This window comes from Leifsonia sp., assembly GCF_051955155.1.
Taxonomy (GTDB): domain Bacteria; phylum Actinomycetota; class Actinomycetes; order Actinomycetales; family Microbacteriaceae; genus Leifsonia.
Genome location: NZ_JBQCGZ010000123.1, coordinates 27,559 through 45,631, shown reverse-complemented (window position 1 = coordinate 45,631; position 18,073 = coordinate 27,559). Strand labels below are relative to the sequence as shown.

Genomic DNA, 18,073 nt, shown 5'->3' with positions numbered 1-18,073 from the left:
CCCGGGCGGCGGGCGGCGGCCGGGGCTGGGGGCGGCGGCGGCGCGGGCCGCGGGGGCGCCGCGCCGGCGCCCCCCCCCCCCCCCCACCACTGGAGGTCCCGAGAGCCCTCGAGGGGGCGGCCGGTGCGACCGCCCTTCCCTGAAAACCTCCAAACAACCTCTCGCCTTTCGCCAACCTGGCATCCAGAAACGGCTGGGACCGTGGAGGCCGTGCCCCCTCAGGACAGATTCCCCAACTCCCCGCGCCTGTCGGCCCTGGACGCCAGGTTCGCGCCGCTGAAGCGGTTCGAGCTGCGCACGCCGCGCACCAGGAACCAGGCGATCCTGCAGTTCCTCGGGCTCGCGCTGGTCGCGGCGGTGCTGATGTCGCTGTTCCTCCTTCCGGGTTTCCTGGGAGCCGGGATGGCGGCCGCGGCGGGCATCAACGACTTCAACCAGCTGCCGGCGAACCTCGCCATCCAGCAGTTCGCGCAGAACTCGACCGTGTACGCCAAGCAGGGCGGCAAGGACGTCGCGATCGCGCAGTTCTACGCGCAGAACCGGCAGGACGTCGGCTGGAACGACGTCTCCCAGACCGTCAAGGACGCGGTCATCGCGGCGGAGGACCCGCGGTTCTACACCGAGGGGGCCGTTGACGTGTTCGGCACCGTGCGCGGCGCGCTCTCGACCGTGATCGGCGGGGACGTGCAGGGCGGGTCGTCGATCACCCAGCAGTACGTCAAGAACGTCGAGGTCGAGAAGTGCGAGGCGCTCACCGACCAGAAGAAGGTGCAGGCCTGCTATGACGACGCGGCGGGCGTCACCCTGCAGCGCAAGGTGCAGGAGATGCGCTACGCGGTGGGCCTGGAGAAGAAGTACAGCAAGCAGGAGATCCTGATGGGGTACCTGAACGTCGTCGGCTTCGGCGGTCAGACCTACGGCATCCAGGCGGCGGCGCAGTACTACTTCAACACCTCGGCCAAGAACCTCACCTTGCCCCAGGCGGCGACGCTGGTGGCGATCGTGAACAACCCGGCGAACCTGCGCATCGACGAGCCGGACAACAAGGACAACGGCAAGGCGAACGGCTACCGGCTCACCAAGGAGCGCCGCGACTACGTCCTCGACCGCATGTACGTGAACCACAAGATCACGGCGGCGGAGCGGGACGCGGCGAAGAAGACGCCGATCGCCCCGACCGTCACGCCCACCGCCTCCGGCTGCTCGACGGCCGCGAAGTACAACGCCGCGTTCTTCTGCGACTACGTGCGCGACGTGATCCTCAACGACCCCGCGTACGGCAAGACCAGCGACGACCGCTGGGCGACGCTGAACCGCGGCGGCCTGAAGATCTACACGACGCTGAACCTCGACCTGCAGGCCGTGGCGCAGCAGTCGCTCAGCAAATACATCCCCGCCTCCCGCCCCGACATCGACCTGGGCGCGTCCAACGTCTCCGTCGAGCTGGGGACGGGACGCATCGTGACGATGGTGCAGAACAAATCGTTCAACAACACCGATCAGCCCGTCGACGGCGCCACGGCGGTGAACTACAACACCGACGAGGCGTACGGCGGCTCGGAGGGCTTCCAGACCGGATCGACGTTCAAGGCGTTCGACCTCGCCGGCTGGCTGGAGGGCGGTCACAGCCTCTACGAGTACGTGGACGCGTCGCAGCACACCTTCCCGATGTCCGACTTCCACAGCACCTGCGGCGACGTCTCCGGTCCGGACTGGCCGGTGTCGAACGACGAGGGCTCCGCGAGCCGGCTGTCCGTGATGAGCGCGACGGCGGAGTCGGTGAACACCGCGTTCGCGATGATGGCGACCCAGACCGACCTGTGCAGCATCCTGAACGCGGCCAAGTCGCTCGGCGTGCACACCGCGAAGACCGGGGGGACGCTGAACTCGTACCCGTCGATGATCCTCGGCACCAACAACATCGCCCCCCTCACGATGGCGACCGCGTACGCCGGCATCGCCAACGGCGGCCAGGTCTGCACGCCGATCGCGATCGACAAGGTGCTGAACGCGGACGGTACGCCGCACAAGGTCAGCGCGTCCACGTGCACGCAGGGGATGCCGAAGAACATCGCGGCCGGCGTCTCCTACGCGCTGCAGGGCGTCATGAAGGACGGGACGGCGACGAGCGCCAACCCGTGGGACGGCACGCCGATCATGGGCAAGACCGGCACAACGGACGACTCGCTGCAGAACTGGCTGATCACCTCCACCACGAAGGTCGCCCAGGCGACGTGGGTCGGCAACGTCTCCGGCTCGACGCCGCTGCGCAGCCTCGACTTCGACGGGATCGGCGGCGGCGACGTCAAGTTCTCGATCGTCGAGCCCATCCAGGCGGCCCTCGACCAGCTCTACGGCGGCGACGCGTTCCCGGAGCCGGACAGCTCGATGCTCTACGGCAGCCAGGTGACCGTCCCCGACGTGACGGGCAAGTCGCCCGCGGAGGCGCAGAGCCTGCTCGAGGGCCTCGGCCTGACCGCGAGCGTCGACTCCACCCCGGTCGCGAGCGATCAGCCGGCGGGCACCGTCGCGAGCACCGACCCGTCGGCCGGCTCGTCCGTCGACCCCGGCTCGTCGGTGACCATCCAGGTCAGCTCCGGCCAGCAGACGGGATCGACCGCGCCGCCGACCGGCGCACCGACCGCCCCAGGTCCGACGCCGACCCCGACGCCGACTCCGGGGAACGGCAGGGGCGGCGGCAACGGCTAACCCGCAACACCCCGACCGCCGAGGGGCACGTTGTTGTCGCTTTCGTGCCCGGAAAGTGACGACGACGTGCCCTTCGGCGGCCGCCACGCGGTGAGGATGCGGGCGCGGAGCGCGTTCGCGCGGTCGGCGAAGCCGCGCTGGCGGCGCACGTACTCGGCCTTGCCCTCCGGGGTCTCGATGCGCACCGGTTCGGCGCCCCACGGGCGCATGTCGTAGGGGGAGGCCTGCATGTCGAGCAGGCGGATGTCGCGGGCGAGCTCGAACGCGTCGAGCAGGAGCTCGCCGGGGACGAGCGGGCCGAGCTTCATCGCCCACTTGTACACGTCCATCCCGGCGTGCAGGCAGCCGGGCTGCTCCAGCTCGGGCTGCGTCTGCCTGGTCGGGGCGAAGCGGTTGCGCGGGACCGCATCGGGTGTGAAGAACCGGAACGCGTCGATGTGGGTGCAGCGCAGCTCGTGCGACTCGACGACCGCGTCCGTGCCGTCCTGGCCGAGGCGCAGCGGCACGGGATGACGGCGCTCGGCCTGCCGGTAGACCATCGCCCACTCGTGCAGGCCGAAGCAGCCGAACTGTCCGGGCCGCGCGGCGGTCGAACGCAGGATGCGCTCGACCGCGGCGAGCAGCGGGGCCTTCTCACGCTCCATCCCCTCGCGGTCGACGACGAGGCCGCCGGACGTCTCGCCCGGCACGTACCAGCGCCAGGATGCCCGCGGATCGCCGGAGGAGTCGGCCAGCTCGACGCCCGCCCCGGGATGCCAGCGCCGCAGCGCGCCGGGCGAGTACGAGTAGTAGGTGAAGAGGAAGTCCTCGACCGGGTGCTTCTCGCCTCGCGCGGCGCGGGCGCGGTGACCGGCCGTCAGCGCGTCGGCGCGCTCGGCGTGCGCGGCCTCGCGAGCGCGCCATTCACCGGGAGGAAGCAGGATCACCCTGTCGAGGATACGAGGTCGGTCAGCCGAGCGCTTCCAGCGGGTTCTCGGCCAGCTTGCGCGCGACGCCGCGGTCGACGATGCGTCGTGCCGCGGTCTCCGGCTTACGTGCTGCCTGGTCGGTGACGCACGCGGTGAACTCGGCCGCGAGCTCCAGGCGCGGGTAGGCGGCGAGCACCTCGCGGCGGAAGTCGAGCGGCAGCGCCTCCGGACGCACCCCTGAGATGTCGAGCGCGGTCGCCACTTCGAGCAGGTGCCCCTCCGGATCGAAGGCCGGGTCCACCTCCGGCCAGTTGTGCCGCACGACCACCTCGTGGGCGCGGTTGCGGCGCTCCGGTGGCCAGCCGGCCCCCGCGGTGAGCGCCTTCGCGACGTGGCCGCCGGCGTCCTCGTAGGCGAGGGCGACGTTGTCGAACGCGGGCACGATGCCGATGTCGTGGAGCAGCGCCGAGACGTAGAGGAGCTCGTGGTCGATGCCGTGCATCCCCTCGGCGGTCGCGAAGCCCTCCGCCCACAGCCAGGAGCGGTGCACGTGGTTCAGCAGCGACGGGGTGTGGTACTCGGCCGCGATCTCGCGGGCGGCGCGGGCTGCGGCGGTGTCGGGGACGATGTCGGTCAGCATGGGTCCATCCTCGCTCCCCGCGCCGCACAGATCCGGCCGGGGGACCACGAGATCCGGACGAAGTGGGGCGTCGGAAAGGGAGGAGGCCGGGCGCGCCACGCCGGGGTGGTGCGGGGAACGGAGGACATCCGAGGCGAGACGAGCGGGAAGTCCTCCCTTACCGACGCGGCGGGTGGCGGGAGGGCGGGAGGGGGTCAGGGGAGGTCGGGGTGCAGGACCGTGACGCCGGCGGGCGGGGTGGCGGGCAGCAGGGCGGCGGCCGCGGCGAGGCCGACGGGGGCGGCGAGCAGGTCCTGCGGGCGCACGGCGCCGGAGGCGACCAGGGCGAGCATGGCGGGGTAGTCCGCGGCGGCCATGCCGTGGCTGCCGAGCAGGTCCAGCTCCCACGCGATCGCGCGGTCCAGCGGCAGCACCGGCATCGCGTCCCCGGCGAGCAGGCCGATCTGCACGTGCCGGCCGAGCCGGCGCAGCGACAGGACGGAGGCGGTCGCGGTCTCCGCCGAGCCGACCGCGTCGATCGAGACGTGCGCGCCACCGCCGGTGAGCGCGGCGATCTCGGCCGGCGCGTCCGCACCGGCGTCGACGGTGTGCTCCGCGCCGAGCCGCGCGGCGAGCTCGCGCGCGGCGGGGGAGGGGTCGACGGCGATCGGGCGCGCGCCCAGCGCCCGCGCGATCGTGATCGCGCTCAGGCCGACGCCGCCGGCGCCGTACACGGCCAGCCACTCGCCCGGCTGGAGGCGCGCCCGCGCGGTCACCGCCCGGAACGCGGTCGCGAACCGGCAGCCGAGCGACGCGGCGGCGTCGTCGCCGACGTCGTCCGGCACGGCGACGAGGTTGAGGTCCGCGGCGCGCACCGCGACCAGCTCGGCGTGCGAGCCCCAGTGCGTGAAGCCCGGCTGGGTCTGGTCGGAGCACACCTGCGCCCGGCCGGAGCGGCACCACTCGCAGCGGCCGCAGCCGTTCACGAACGGGGCGGTCACCCGGTCGCCGACGCGCCACCGCGAGACCCCGGCACCGACGGCGGCGACGGTTCCGGCGAACTCGTGCCCCGGCACGTGCGGCAGATGCACGGTGTCGTCGTGTCCCGCCCAGGCGTGCCGGTCGCTGCGGCACAGCCCGGACGCCGCGACGCGGACCAGCGCTCCGCCCTCCGGCAGCTCCGGCTCCGGGACGTCGGCGACGGACACCGGGCCGCCGAACCGCTCGTAGAGGAGGGCTCTCATCATGCTCCGTTCGGTCGGGGGCGCAGCGCGCGGCAGGCCAGGTGGACGGCGAGCCGGGTCTCCGGGTCGCCCAGGTCGAGCCCGAGCAGCTCTTGCGCCCTGGCGACGCGCGTGGACACCGTGTTGCGGTGCAGCCCGAGCGCGTCGGCGGTCGCGGCGATGCCGGACTCGTTGTCGAGGTAGGCGGTGAGGGTCTCCAGCAGCTCCGGCCCGCGCGCGACCAGCGGCGCGAGCAGCGACTCCGCTGCGGGGACGAACGTGTCGCTCTCCGTCCAGGACAGCAGCAGCTGCTCGAGGCCGAGAGCGTCGATCCGCACGAACCAGCCGGTTGCCGAGCGGCCGGCCGCGATACGGGCGGCGTCCGCGGCCCCGTCGATCGTGGCGACCAGCCCGGCGGGACCGCTCTCCAGCGTTCCGACGCCCGTCGCGACGTTGAACACCCGACGGGCGGCGATGTGCAGCGCGCGGACGGCGGCGACGCTCTCCTCCACCCGGCCGGGCGGGGGAGGCGCGGCGAACGAGATCCAGCCGGTGACGCCGCGGCCGCTGGTCGCCGCGTGCGAGTCGACGGGCAGCGCGGCGAGCTCGCGCGTCACCAGGCGCAGCAGCTGCAGGGTGTCCACCCTGCTGCGGCCGACGATCCGGAAGCCGAGGTGGTAGCCGGTCGTGCGCCAGCCGCGCTCCAGCATCCGCTGCTCCAGCTCCGCATCCCTGCTGTCGCGCTCCTCCAGGAAGTCGCGGAGCAGGCCGGAGGCGACGGCGGCGTCGTTCACGTCGGCGACCTCGTCGATCAGGATGCGGGCGGCGACCACGGGCATCGCCACCTCGGCCGCGACCGCGAGCGCGCTCAGCTGCTGCGGGCCGAGACCGTCCCCGAACACGGCGAGCCGGAGCCCGGCGCGGCTCGGCGAGTCGACGTGGACGGAGGCGGCGGCGCCCGCCTCCACCGAGACGGTGTCGAGCCACGGGCCGAAGTCGATGGCGGCGTGCACGGCGGCGGGCAGGGCGCCGCCGGCCTCCAGCAGCACGCCCTCGGCGTCGATCAGGGCGACCCCGTGGCCGACGCTCGCCGAGAGGTGGCGCAGCAGGTCGGCGAGGTTGTCGGCCGGGTACTCGATGGACTGCGCGACGCGGCGCACGTAGCCGAGGGTCAGGGCGTCCCTCGCCTCCAGCAGCTCCCAGCCCGCGCGGGCCAGCGCGATCGGGTCGTCGGTCGCGAGCAGGTCGACGCCGAGCCGGGCGGCGAGGAGGCGGCTGCCGCCGCCGAACACGTCGGCCCCCGGCAGCGCCAGCGCGCGGAAGCCGCGGTCGCGCACCCGGCGCAGCAGCGCGTCCTGCTGCCAGGGCGCGGGCGGCGGCGGGGAGGTGAGCACCGCGAGCGCGCCGTCGCCCGCCGCGGGCAGCGCGGCCTCGTCCGCCGCGACGACCATGTCCGGCCACGCCTCCGTGCCGCCGGGCCCCGCGACCGGCCGCAGGCCGCCGTTCGCCGGGTGCGCCAGCAGCGCGGCGAGGTCCAGCCGCCTGCTCACGCCTGCACCTCCAGCCCGGCCAGCCCGAACGCGGACGGTGTGACGTGCCGGACCCGCGCCGGGTCGGCCAGCCACCAGCCGGGCGCGGGGAGCGCGACGACGGCGACGTGCCGGGCGAGCGTGATCGCGTCCGCCTGCAGGATGTCGCGGGAGATGGTGTCGAGCGCGACGATGATCTCGGGGGAGGCGGCGACCGTCTCCCCGTCGCGCACGAACGCCAGCAGCTCCGACCTGGCCACGATGCGGAGCACGGCGCCGTCGTCGCCCGCCAGCTCGACGGCGCTCGCGAACGGGTCGCCCGGCGCGGGATCGATGGCGGTCACCCGCCCGGCGCCGAGCAGCCGGCCGCCGAGCGCGGCGGCGAGGGCGTCGAGCGGGAGCGCGTCGTCCTCCGCCGCGCCGCCGAGGGCCAGCGCGCGCGAGTACGTGCCCAGCACGGCGTGCTCGAGCAGGTCACCCACGGTGAACCCGGCGACGAGCACGGCGCCGGCGCCTCCCGCCTGCACGATGGAGGAGCGCACGAGCGCCTCGACGTCGGCGGGACGCTGCGAGTCGACGACGGCGACGCCGCGCCCGGTGTCGCACACCGCGATCACGCCGGGGACGGCGTCGACCAGCAGCGACAGCTGGTCCAGGCGCGGCAGCGCGCGTCCCATGAAGTCCGCGTCCACCAGCGCGTGCGCGCCGGCGAGCAGCAGCGGGGTCAGCCCGTTCAGGCCGGCGCCCTCCAGCGCGCAGACCGCGGCGGCTCCGACGCCCGTCCAGCGCTCGGCCGCCTCCACCAGCGGGTCGAACACGTCGGCGGCGGGGATGCGCTCGGCGAGCAGGTAGGTCGAGCCGGCGAACGCCGCGGCGACGCACGGCGTGCCGGGATCCAGGTCGGTCGCGGCGTGCACGGTCAGCGGCCAGACCGGGGCGTCGGCGACCATCAGCTCCATCATGGTGGTGCCGCCGCCCCCGCCGGAGCCCAGCAGCTCGAAGCCCCTCCCGAGCGCGGCGAGGCGCTCGCGCCCGAGGATGTCCATGCAACCAGGGTAGGGGCGTCAGGCGCTGCGGTGGGCTGCGGCGAGGTCGAGGGACTCGACAGGCACGAACGGCTCGCGGAGCCCGAACGCCGTCGGCCCGAACGCCGCCAGCGCTTCCGGGGTGCGCATCATCGCCGGCGTGGAGATGCCGAGCACGCGCACGCGCTGGCCGTAGCGCAGTCCCTCCGTGGTGATCGGCTCGCCCGACTCGATGTCGGTCACGCAGATCAGGTCGGGGACGATGGCGACGACCTCGCCGTCGCGGCGCGCGACGAGGTTCTCGTTCTGGAAGTGCAGCTGCAGCTCGGAGCCGTCCTGGTCCAGGGAGGAGACCGTCGCACGGCCCTTCGCGAAGCCGTCCGTCGTGCGGCGCTCCACGTCCACGACCTTGCCGGCGAAGAGCTCGCGCACCTCGGAGTAGAGGGTCGTGGACAGGGTCTGCGCGATCGCGTCGAACGGGGAGCGGTGCTCCTCCCTGGCCTCTCGGATGGCGCGTCCCAGGGCGAGCGCCATCGAGATCGTGCGGGGGACGGCCGTGCGGCGCACGTCCGCCCCCGTCATCGCGTACTCGGCGATGTGGCCGACGCCGCCGAGCCGGATGGTGACGCCGCGGGCGAGCCACTCCATCTGCCGGTCGTCGTCTCCGGTGTCGATCACCACCGTCTCCCCGCGCTCGCCGGCCAGGGCGAGCGGGGAGCCGTGCACGCCGTAGACGGCGAACGTCTCCATCGAGAGCTCGGGGAACGCGCGCCCCATGCCGTCCGCGTCCACCACCGGCAGGCCGGTCTCCGCCGCGACGATCAGCGGGATCATCGAGTTGATTCCGCCGCACTCGATGGGCATGGTGGCGTCGGCACGGCGGCCGAGGTGCTCCTCCAGGGTCCGCAGTGCGAGCGTCGGCTCCGTTCCGGCCGGGATCTTCTCGACCATGACGGTCGGAGCGCCCATCTGCGCGGTCGGGATGACGAACAGGTCGTCCGCCAGCTCGTCCGGATCCAGGACGGTGATGCCGCCGTCGCCGAGCACCTGCTCCACGAGCATCTGGCCGATGTGCGGGTCGCCGCCGCCTCCGGTGCCCAGCAGCGTTGCGCCGCGCGCGAGGTCGGGCAGGTCGGCCGCCGTCAGGGTCCAGCTCATGCGACCGCCTCCGCGAGCGCGCCCTCTGGCGTTCCGTCGAAGCGGTGCGACGGCAGGTCGTAGCCGAAGTAGCCGGGCCCGACCATCGCGAGCGCCGCCTCCTGGTGCCAGCGCGGGTCGCTGGGGGCGGCGACGACGCGGACCCGCTGGCCGTAGCGCAGGCCCTCGGTGGTGATCGGCTCGCCGCTCTCGGCGTCGAGCACGATGATGAGGTCGGGCGTCGTCACGAAGACCTCGTCCTCGGTGCGCGCGATCAGGTGCTCGTTCTGGAACGAGAGCGTGAGCGTGCCGCCGTCGCCCTCGATCCTGGCGCGGCCGCGCGCGAAGCCGGCGGTGGTCCCGCGTTCGACGTCGACGACCTTGCCGCCGAAGAACTCGCGACCGCCGAGCAGGCCGACCACGGAGGAGACCGGGTCCGTCTTCTCGGCGCGCGCTTCGGCGATGCCGGAGCCGATGGCGACGCAGTGCCGGAGCGAGCCGGGCACGAGCGCCTCCCTGGCGACCGGGCCGGGCATCGGGAAGCCGGAGATCATGATGGAGCAGCCCATCTCCACGCACGCGACGCGCGCGATGCGCTCCGTCCAGTGGTTGTCCACCGTCTGCAGGACGCCGACGTTGCCCTTCTCGTCGCTGAACGCGAGCGGGGAGGCGGTGACCCCGTACAGGGTGGGCAGCACCATCTGCAGCTCGGGGAAGGCGCGTCCCATCCCGTCCGCGTCGATCAGCGGCAGCCCGAGGGCGGCCGCGGCGGCGACGGGGATGGTGGAGTTCACGCCGCCGACCTCGGCGCACGCGACGTGCGTCACTGGCCGGCCGAGGTACGTGCCGAGGGCGTTCACGGGGGCGATGACCTCGTCGAGGCTGGGCAGCTTCTCCACCATCACGGTGGGAGCGCCCATCATCGCGACGGTGAGCACGAGCGCGTCGTCCGGCACCTCGTCGAGGCCGACGACGGTGACGGGGCCGTGCTCGGCGAGCGCCTGGCGGGCGAGCAGCGAGCCGATGTACGGGTCGCCGCCGCCGCCGGTGCCGAGCACGGCCGCGCCGCGGGCCAGGTCGCCGATGCTGTCGGCGGTCAGCGTCCAGCTCATACCCGCACCCCCATGTCCAGGTCGCCGACGGCCTTCACACGGATGCGCGTGGCGTTGCCGGGCAGGTAGGGGATGGGCACCTCGTCGAAGTCGACGATCGCGACCGAGGAGGGGGAGGCCCCGGCCGCGATCGCCTTGTCCACCGCCTCCGCCCGAACGGCGGCGATGGCGTCGTCACGGCGGCCGGGCTCGACGGCGTAGACCTTGTCGATCTCGCCGCCGACCTGGGCGATCGAGGCGCCGATCGCATTGGCCACCGCGTAGTTCTCCGGCCGGTGCACCGTCCCGAACAGCGGGAGCTCGTCCGGCAGCAGGATGGAGCCGCCGCCGACCGCGACGACGGGGATCGGGTCGGGGGAGGTGCGCATCCTGTCCACCGCCTCTGCGACGCGCTCGGCGATCCGGTCGAGCACGCGCTGCACGAACGCCGGGTCGAGGTGCGCCACCCTGGCCGGGTCGCCGATGCTCGCGCGCCCGGCGGCGACGGCGATGTCGGTCGCGGTGAGCGTCGAGCCGCCGAACACCAGCGCCTCCTCGGTGAGCCGGTAGCCGACGGACTCCGGCCCGACCTCCGCGGTCTCCTCGTTCACGATCGAGCCGCCGCCGATGCCGATCGAGAGCACGTCCGGCATCCGGAAGTTGGTGCGGACGCCGGCCACCTTGACCTCGTTGGCGGTCTCCCGGGGGAAGCCGTTGATGAGCAGGCCGATGTCGGCGGTGGTGCCGCCGATGTCGACGACGGCGCAGGTGTCGAGGCCGCTGGTGAGCGCGGCGCCGCGCAACGAGTTGGTCGGACCGGCGGCGAACGTCGCGACCGGGTAGAGGCGCCCGGAGTCCTCGTCCATCAGCGTCCCGTCGTTCTGGCTGAGGAAGATCGGCGCCTCGATGCCCTGCGCCCGGACGGCGGAGGTGAGCCCGTCGACGATCTCGGAGGCCAGCTCGCGCAGCGCCGCGTTGATGATCGTCGCGTTCTCGCGCTCGAGCAGGCCGATGCGGCCGATCTCGTGCGAGAGCGAGATGGCGACGTCCTCGCCGAGCTCGTCGGCGATGATGGCCGCCGCCTCGGTCTCGACGTCGTGGTTCACCGGGGAGAACACCGAGGAGATCGCGACGGAGCGCACGCCGTTCGCCGCCATGTCCGCGGCGAGGCCCTTCAGCTCCGCCCTGTCGATGGGGGAGATCGGCCGGCCGTCGAACTCGTAGCCGCCGTGCGCCAGGTAGCTGCGCGCGCCGATCGCGTCCTTCAGGGCGACCGGCCAGTCGACGAGCGGGGGGAGCGCCTTCGTCGCCGGCAGGCCGAGCCGGAGCGCGGCCGTGGGGGCGAGCCGCTTCGCCTCGACCAGCGCGTTGATGAAGTGCGTCGTGCCGATCATCACCGCGTCGATCTCGGCGCCGTCGAAGTCCCTGGCCGCCCGCAGCGCCTCGATGGCGTTGACGATGCCGCTGGTGACATCCGGGCTGGTCGAGTTCTTGACGCCGGCGAGGGTCTGCCTGCCGTCCATGAGCACTGCGTCGGTGTTGGTGCCGCCGACGTCGATGCCGATATGCATTGTCGCTTCGCTTTCTTCCGGTGCGGGTGGAGCTGGTGGTGCGGTCGCGGGTGTCGCGGGGGATCAGCTGGAGGGGATCGCCTCCGCGGTCCCTGCCGTGCCTGCGGTGCCCGTCTCCGGCCCCTCCGCCAGCGGCTGCAGGGTGCGTGCCCGGCCGACGCCGCGCACCCAGCCGAGCCGGCCGGCGACCGTGTAGAGGACGATCGAGAGCACGAGCGAGGAGATCGCCGGGATGCCCCAGGTCACGAAGTAGCCGACCAGCGACGAGACGAGCCAGATGACGATGGTCGCCGGGACGATCCGCGGAGCGTACTCGGGCAGCCGGCCGGAGGCGCGGGTCGCCTCCAGGTCGCCGCGCCAGCGCCGCACGAAGAAGTACTCGGCGACGATGATGCCGGCGATCGGCGGGAAGGCGACGCCGAGGATCGTGAGGAAGCCGGTGAACTGGGCGAGGATGCCCGCAGCGGCCAGCACGGAGCCGACGATGCCGAGCACGATGGTCGTGGTGACCCGGTGCAGGTTCTTCGAGAACGCGGTGGAGATGAAGTTCACCAGGCCCAGCGTGGAGGAGTAGAGGTTCCAGTCGTTGATCTTCAGCGTCCCGGTGATGACGATGATCAGGCCGACGAAGCCGATCGACGAGGTGACGATCGCCACGATGTCGCCGGTCGCCGCGGCGTGGGCGAGCAGGACGCCGGCCAGGCCGATCACGAACTCGCCGAGGGTGACGCCGACGACGGTCTGCTTGACGACGTCCGCCTTGGAGCGGTTGAACCTGGTCATGTCCGCCGTGATGATCGCGCCGACGATGAGGCCGCCGGCGACGATGCCGGTGCCCTGCCAGACGGTCATGGTCGGGCCGGGGGCCGGCGAGGTGAGCAGGTCGGCGAAGGAGTGCTTGCTCAGCTCGCTGAGCACCGACCAGCCGACCAGGATGAGGAACAGCGGGACGGTGATGTTCGCCAGCCACTGCATCCCGACGAAGCCCAACGCGACGATCGCGGTGACGGCGAGGCCGAACAGCAGGCTCCAGACCCAGATCGGCATGACGCCGGGCATCAACGCGTCCAGCGACTGCGCGGAGATGGCGGACTGGATGCCGAACCAGCCGATCAGGCTGATGCCGATCGCGAGCCCGACGAGCGAGGCTCCGATCTCGCCGAAGCCGGTCCAGCGGGCGAGCAGGGCGGTGTTCAGCCCCTCCTTCTGCCCGATGATGCCGACGATGCACATGATCACCTCGAGGATGATCGAGCCGAGCAGCAGGGCGAGGGCGGCCTGCCCGAAGCTCATGCTGTAGCCGAGGGTGGCGCCGAGGAGGAACTGCGAGAGGGCCGACACCTGGCCGAATCGCTGAACGGCGATCCCGAACCAGGGCTTGCGCGCGTCCGGGGTGACGCGGCTGAGGGCGAAGTCGTCGGCATGTGCTGTACGTGCCATGAGGGGGTCCTATCGACGGGGGGGAGGGTTGCGAACACGGTAGTTCGCGCCTCTCCGGCCGTGGAATGTGCGGTGTGCACGAATTCGGACGGAATGTGTGCGTGCTGCACATCGCGGGTCCGTCGCGGAGGTTCAGCGCTGCGCCAGGAGCGCCACGACCGGCCGGTCGGCGTCCGCCCAGTCCACACCGACCAGCTCGTCCGGCCGAAGCCAGCGCAGCGCGTCGTGGTCGGTGCTGCGCACCGGCGCCGGCCCGGCGAGCGTCGCGGCGTAGCAGGCCAGGTCGACGTGCCCGGTCACGGTGCGATCCAGCAGCCGCCCGACGAGGATGCGCGCGTCCAGCTCCTCCCGCAGCTCGCGCTCCAGCGCCGCCTCCGGCGTCTCGCCGGGCTCCACCTTGCCGCCGGGGAACTCCCAGCGACCGGCCGCGTCCTTGTGCGGCGCGCGGCGGCAGGCCAGGAGCCGTCCGTCGTGCTCGATGACGGCGGCGACGACGAGGAGGGGCACCCGTCCATTGTGCCGTGCACGCGCACCGGCCGTTCCCCCGGCACCGCTACCATCTGCCTGTGACCCAGCCTTCCCTGCACCGCCGGCTCGGCCTCGGCGACGCCGTCTTCATCGGGCTCGGCTCGATGATCGGCGCCGGCGTGTTCTCGGCGTTCGCGCCCGCCGCGCACGCGGCGGGAGCCTGGCTGCTCGCCGGGCTCGTGCTCGCCGCGGCCGTGGCGTTCTGCAATGCGACGGCCTCCGCGCAGCTCGCGGCCGTGTATCCCACCTCGGGAGGCACGTACGCGTACGGTCGCGCGGAACTCGGCGAGTGGTGGGGCTTCGCGGCCGGCTGGAGCTTCGTGATCGGCAAGACGGCGAGCTGCGCGGCGATGGCGCTCACCTTCGCCGCCTACGCCGCGCCCGGCTGGGAGCGGCCGGTGGCCGCGGCCGCCGTCGCGGCGCTCGTCGGCGTGAACGCCTTCGGCGTGACGCGCACGGCGCAGCTCACGCGCGTCCTGGTCGTGATCTCGCTCGCCGTGCTCGCCCTGGTGGTGGTCGCGGGCGGCGCGGCGCCCAAGGCCGGGTTCGGGTCGTCGGCGGGGGGTGCGGGCGGGGTCTACGGCGTCCTGCAGTCGGCCGGCCTGCTGTTCTTCGCGTTCGCGGGCTACGCGCGCATCGCGACGATGGGCGAGGAGGTGCGCGACCCGAGGCGGACCATCCCGCGCGCGGTCACGCTGGCGCTGTCGATCACGGTCGTCGTCTACGCGGTGGTCGCGGTGACCGTGCTGCTGGTGCTCGGCGCCGGGGGGACGGCGGCGTCGACAGCGCCGCTCGCCGACACCGTGACCGCGGCAGGCTGGTCATGGGCGTCGCCTGTGGTGCGGTTCGGCGCGGCGACGGCGTCCCTCGGGGCGCTGCTCGCGCTCATCGCCGGGATCGGCCGCACCACCCTGGCGATGGCCCGCGAGGGCGACCTGCCGCGCGCTCTGGCAGCCGTGCATCCGCGCTGGCGGGTGCCGCGGCGCGCGGAGGTGGCGCTCGGCGTCGTCGTCGTCGCCCTCGTCCTGCTCGTCGACCTGCGCGGCGCGATCGCGTTCTCGTCGTTCGGCGTGCTGCTCTACTACTTCGTCGCGAACGCGGCGGCGCTCCGGCAGCGCGGAGCGGCCCGGCGGTATCCGCGCTGGCTGCAGCCGGCCGGTATGGCCGGATGCGCGCTGCTCGCGGTGACGCTGCCGATCGCCGGCGTCCTCGCCGGGGCCGGTGTCGTCGCGGCCGGCTTCGCCATCCGGGCGGTCCGGCTCCGCGTGCAGCGGCGGGAGCGCCCGCACGGCTTCTGACAGGATGGTGCCGTGACCGCATCCTCCGACACCGTTCTGCTCGTGATCGACCTGCAGAAGGGGGTGCTGCCCGGCTGCTTCGACGCCGACGGCGTCGTCGCGCGCACCGCCGCCCTCGTCGGCCGCGCGCGCGAGGCCGGCACGCCGGTCGTGTGGGTGCAGCACGAGGAGCCGGAGATGCCGTACCGCAGCGACGACTGGCAGCTGGTGGACGAGCTCGTGCCCGCGTCCGGCGAGCCGCGCGTGCGCAAGGAGTACCGGGACGCCTTCGCGGAGACGGACCTGGACGAGGTGCTCGAGGGGCTGGACGCCACCCGGCTGATCGTCGCAGGAGCGCAGAGCGACTACTGCATCCGCACCACCACCCAGAGCGCGGCGGTGCGCGGCTACGACGTGACCCTCGTCGGGGACGCGCACACCACGGTGGACACGGAGTGGGACGGCGTCGCCGTCAGCGGGCAGCAGATCGTCGCGCACACCAACCGCTACTTCGCGGGCCTGCGCTACCCCGACCAGTCCTTCGCGGTCGTCCCTGCCGCCGACGTCGCGTTCTGAGTCGCGCGCTCTGAGCCGCGCGCTCTGAACCGCGCGCTCAGGGGCGCCAGCGCAGCTCGATGATCTGGTGCGCGTCGCTGAGGTAGAAGACGTTCTGGGTGCCGTCGTCCACCTCCACGAACGCGTCGGCGTCGCCGACGACCGGCGGAGCGCCGACGCGCGCCGCGATGTCGTTCACGTGCCAGGCGCCGGCGCTCCACCACAGCTCGTGGAGCAGCGAGTCGGTGCCGGCGTAGACGACGTGCTGGGTCGCGGTCGGCTGGAACAGGCTCGACTCGAACGCGTAGCAGGCCGGGCTCGAGCCCTGCGCCGCGAGGGTCGGCGCGGACGCGGCGGCGCTCAGGTCGTTGTGGTGCCAGCCCGCCGTGCTCCACCACAGCTCGTGCACGTGCCCGTCGACGCCGACGTAGTCGACGTGCTGCGTCCCCTCGCCCCGGAACACGTAGCCGTGGATGCTCTCGCATCCCGACACCGGGGGAGCGCCGGTGGCCGTGGTCAGGTCGCCCCAGTGCCAGCCGGAGGCGTCCGCCCAGTACTCCAGGATGTGGCCCTGGCCGCGGTCCGTCGGCGTGTGCACGATGACGTGCGCGGTCCGCTGGTCCTCGAACGCGTAGCCGACCGGGGCGGACACCGGGTCGGCGTTCGGCGCGCCGGTCGCGGCGGTCAGGTCGAGGTGGTGCCAGCCGTTGCCGGCGTTCCGCAGCTCGTGCACGTGCAGGTCCCTGCCCTGGTAGACGACGCGCTGCGACCCGTCGTAGAACGTCTCGTAGCCGGACGGCTGGCCGAGCGCGAGCGGCGCGTGCGCCGCGTTCGTCAGGTCGTTCGCGTTCCAGCCGTCGTCGCTCGTGTACCAGAGCTCGTGCACGTGACCGTCGAACTGCCTGCCCTGGTAGACGACGTGCTGGGAGCCCTGGTGCGCCCAGATGTAGCCGTTCGCGTTCGTCGCGGCCGCCGCGCCTCCCGCCTCCGAGACGAGGTTCTTGACGTGCCAGTCGTCGCTCGCGCTGCAGTACAGCTCGTACAGCTGCCCGTCGTCGCCGTTCGTGGGGTCGAAGCCCTGGAAGACGACGTGCCGGGTGAACTGCGCGAACAGCCACGCGGTCGGCTGGTAGACGGCCTCGCGCGCCCCGGCGGTCGTCGTCGTGAGGTTCTTGATGCTCCATCCCATGGTGTGCTCCGATCTCGAACGCACCCAGAGTAGGACCGCGGACGCCGAACGGGGCCCCCGGAAATCCGGGAGCCCCGTTCGGTCGCGAGCCGGCGTCAGACCTGCGCGCCGAGCTTGAAGCCCTTCTCCTCGTCGCCCTTGCGGGTGTACGAGAAGCCGTCTGCGCCGATCGTGACCTCCATCTCGGAGTCGTCCGTGCGGGCGGTCAGCGGCTTGGGGTTGCCGTCCAGGTCGAGCACCAGGGAGGCGTCGGTGTACCAGGACGGGACGACCGGGTTGCCCCACCAGTCGCGGCGCTGGTTGTCGTGCACGTCCCAGGTGACGACCGGGTTGTCCGGGTCGCCGGTGTAGTAGTCCTGCGTGTAGATCTCGACGCGGTGGCCGTCGGGGTCGCGCAGGTACAGGTAGAACGCGTTGGAGACGCCGTGCCGGCCGGGTCCGCGCTCGATGACGTCGCTCATGCGCAGCGCGCCGAGCTTGTCGCAGATCGCGATGATGTTGTGCTTCTCGTGGGTGGCGAACGCGACGTGGTGCATCCGGGGGCCGTCGCCGCCGGTCATCGCGGTGTCGTGCACGGTGGGCTTGCGGCGCATCCACGCGGCGTAGGTGGTGCCCTCCGCGTCCTGGATGTCCTCGGTGACGCGGAAGCCGAGGTCCTCCATGTACTTCACGGCGCGCGGGACGTCCGGCGTCACCTGGTTGAAGTGGTCGAGGCGGACCAGCGCGCCCGGCGTGTAGAGGTCGTAGCGCCAGGCGAGACGCTCGACGTGCTGCACGTCGTAGAAGAACTCGTACGGGAAGCCCAGCGGGTCCTCCACGCGGACGCTGTCGCCGACGCCCTTCGTGAAGCCCTCGGCGCGACGCTCGACGCGGCAGCCGAGCTCGGTGTAGAACGCGACGGCGCGGTCCAGGTCCTCCGGGGTGCGCACGCGGTACGAGAACGCGGCGACCGCGGCGACCGGGCCCTTCCGCAGCACCAGGTTGTGGTGGATGAACTCCTCGAAGCTGCGCAGGTAGACGGTGTTCTCGTCCTCCTCGGTGACGACGAGGTCCAGGACGTCGACGTAGAAGTTGCGGCTGGCCTCGAGGTCGGTGACGACGAGCTCCATGTAGGCGCAGCGGACGACGTCCGGCGGGGCGGCCTTCGGGGTGGGGATGCGGTCCGCCGGCGCGGGGACCGGGTCGGCGCCGGTCACGATGGGCTCCGGGGAGTCGGGAGTGATGGTCATGGTGCGGTGTTTCCTCTTCGTCGAGTGGTGATGGTTCTCGGGT

The 18,073-nt window shown here is 72.9% G+C and carries 15 protein-coding genes; 3 read left to right on the top strand and 12 right to left on the bottom strand.

Features of this window, described 5'->3' with window-relative positions; translation table 11 throughout:
- Window positions 1-210 precede the first annotated feature (210 nt).
- Window positions 211-2,709: a penicillin-binding protein gene (locus ACTHMF_RS13310; RefSeq protein WP_440318211.1), complete on the top strand. Its 2,499-nt coding sequence runs from the start codon at window positions 211-213 to the stop codon at window positions 2,707-2,709.
- Here ACTHMF_RS13310 and ACTHMF_RS13305 read toward each other — a convergent pair.
- From ACTHMF_RS13305 to ACTHMF_RS13260, 10 genes are all read right to left on the bottom strand, one after another.
- Complete coding sequence (locus ACTHMF_RS13305) at window positions 2,706-3,635, bottom strand: 3-methyladenine DNA glycosylase (protein ID WP_440318209.1); 930 nt, start codon at window positions 3,633-3,635, stop codon at window positions 2,706-2,708. The two genes, ACTHMF_RS13310 and ACTHMF_RS13305, sit on opposite strands and share 4 nt — an antisense overlap.
- Window positions 3,636-3,657: 22 nt before the next feature.
- Window positions 3,658-4,257 carry a cyanamide hydratase gene (locus ACTHMF_RS13300; RefSeq protein WP_440318207.1) on the bottom strand — a complete coding sequence of 200 codons (600 nt, stop codon included), beginning with the start codon at window positions 4,255-4,257 and terminating at the stop codon, window positions 3,658-3,660.
- 194 nt (window positions 4,258-4,451) lie between these two features.
- Window positions 4,452-5,480: a zinc-binding dehydrogenase gene (locus ACTHMF_RS13295; RefSeq protein WP_440318213.1), complete on the bottom strand. Its 1,029-nt coding sequence runs from the start codon at window positions 5,478-5,480 to the stop codon at window positions 4,452-4,454.
- Window positions 5,480-7,009 (bottom strand): PucR family transcriptional regulator, encoded by a 1,530-nt coding sequence (locus ACTHMF_RS13290; RefSeq protein WP_440318205.1) that lies wholly within the window; start codon window positions 7,007-7,009, stop codon window positions 5,480-5,482. Before ACTHMF_RS13290 ends, ACTHMF_RS13295 begins: the two co-directional genes overlap by 1 nt.
- The gene (locus tag ACTHMF_RS13285) at window positions 7,006-8,034 is read right to left on the bottom strand and encodes an S-methyl thiohydantoin desulfurase domain-containing protein (RefSeq protein WP_440318204.1); all 1,029 of its coding nucleotides are present in this window, start codon (window positions 8,032-8,034) and stop codon (window positions 7,006-7,008) included. Before ACTHMF_RS13285 ends, ACTHMF_RS13290 begins: the two co-directional genes overlap by 4 nt.
- Before the next feature lie 18 nt (window positions 8,035-8,052).
- Window positions 8,053-9,171, bottom strand: coding sequence for a DUF917 domain-containing protein (locus ACTHMF_RS13280; RefSeq protein WP_440318202.1), 1,119 nt, complete (start codon window positions 9,169-9,171; stop codon window positions 8,053-8,055).
- Entirely contained in the window at window positions 9,168-10,262 is a 1,095-nt protein-coding gene (locus ACTHMF_RS13275) for a DUF917 domain-containing protein (RefSeq protein WP_440318200.1), read from the bottom strand. Before ACTHMF_RS13275 ends, ACTHMF_RS13280 begins: the two co-directional genes overlap by 4 nt.
- Window positions 10,259-11,812: a hydantoinase/oxoprolinase N-terminal domain-containing protein gene (locus tag ACTHMF_RS13270; RefSeq protein ID WP_440318198.1), complete on the bottom strand. Its 1,554-nt coding sequence runs from the start codon at window positions 11,810-11,812 to the stop codon at window positions 10,259-10,261. Before ACTHMF_RS13270 ends, ACTHMF_RS13275 begins: the two co-directional genes overlap by 4 nt.
- Before the next feature lie 63 nt (window positions 11,813-11,875).
- A complete protein-coding gene (locus ACTHMF_RS13265; protein ID WP_440318196.1) occupies window positions 11,876-13,252 on the bottom strand; it encodes a purine-cytosine permease family protein in 1,377 nt (458 codons plus the stop codon).
- 132 nt (window positions 13,253-13,384) lie between these two features.
- Window positions 13,385-13,759, bottom strand: a complete 375-nt coding sequence (locus tag ACTHMF_RS13260; RefSeq protein WP_440318194.1) for a (deoxy)nucleoside triphosphate pyrophosphohydrolase — start codon at window positions 13,757-13,759, stop codon at window positions 13,385-13,387.
- A gap of 59 nt (window positions 13,760-13,818) precedes the next feature.
- Between ACTHMF_RS13260 and ACTHMF_RS13255 the strand changes: the two genes are divergently transcribed.
- Both ACTHMF_RS13255 and ACTHMF_RS13250 read left to right on the top strand, forming a co-directional pair.
- A complete protein-coding gene (locus tag ACTHMF_RS13255; RefSeq protein ID WP_440318193.1) occupies window positions 13,819-15,078 on the top strand; it encodes an APC family permease in 1,260 nt (419 codons plus the stop codon).
- Window positions 15,079-15,090: 12 nt separating this feature from the next.
- Entirely contained in the window at window positions 15,091-15,633 is a 543-nt protein-coding gene (locus tag ACTHMF_RS13250) for a cysteine hydrolase family protein (RefSeq protein WP_440318191.1), read from the top strand.
- 37 nt (window positions 15,634-15,670) lie between these two features.
- Here the strand turns inward: ACTHMF_RS13250 and ACTHMF_RS13245 are convergent, their stop codons facing one another.
- Together ACTHMF_RS13245 and hpaD are read right to left on the bottom strand one after the other, a co-directional pair.
- Window positions 15,671-16,801, bottom strand: a complete 1,131-nt coding sequence (locus ACTHMF_RS13245) for a hypothetical protein (protein WP_440318189.1) — start codon at window positions 16,799-16,801, stop codon at window positions 15,671-15,673.
- A 95-nt stretch (window positions 16,802-16,896) separates the two neighbouring features.
- Window positions 16,897-18,030 carry a 3,4-dihydroxyphenylacetate 2,3-dioxygenase gene (gene hpaD, locus ACTHMF_RS13240; protein ID WP_440318188.1) on the bottom strand — a complete coding sequence of 378 codons (1,134 nt, stop codon included), beginning with the start codon at window positions 18,028-18,030 and terminating at the stop codon, window positions 16,897-16,899.
- Window positions 18,031-18,073: the final 43 nt, after the last annotated feature.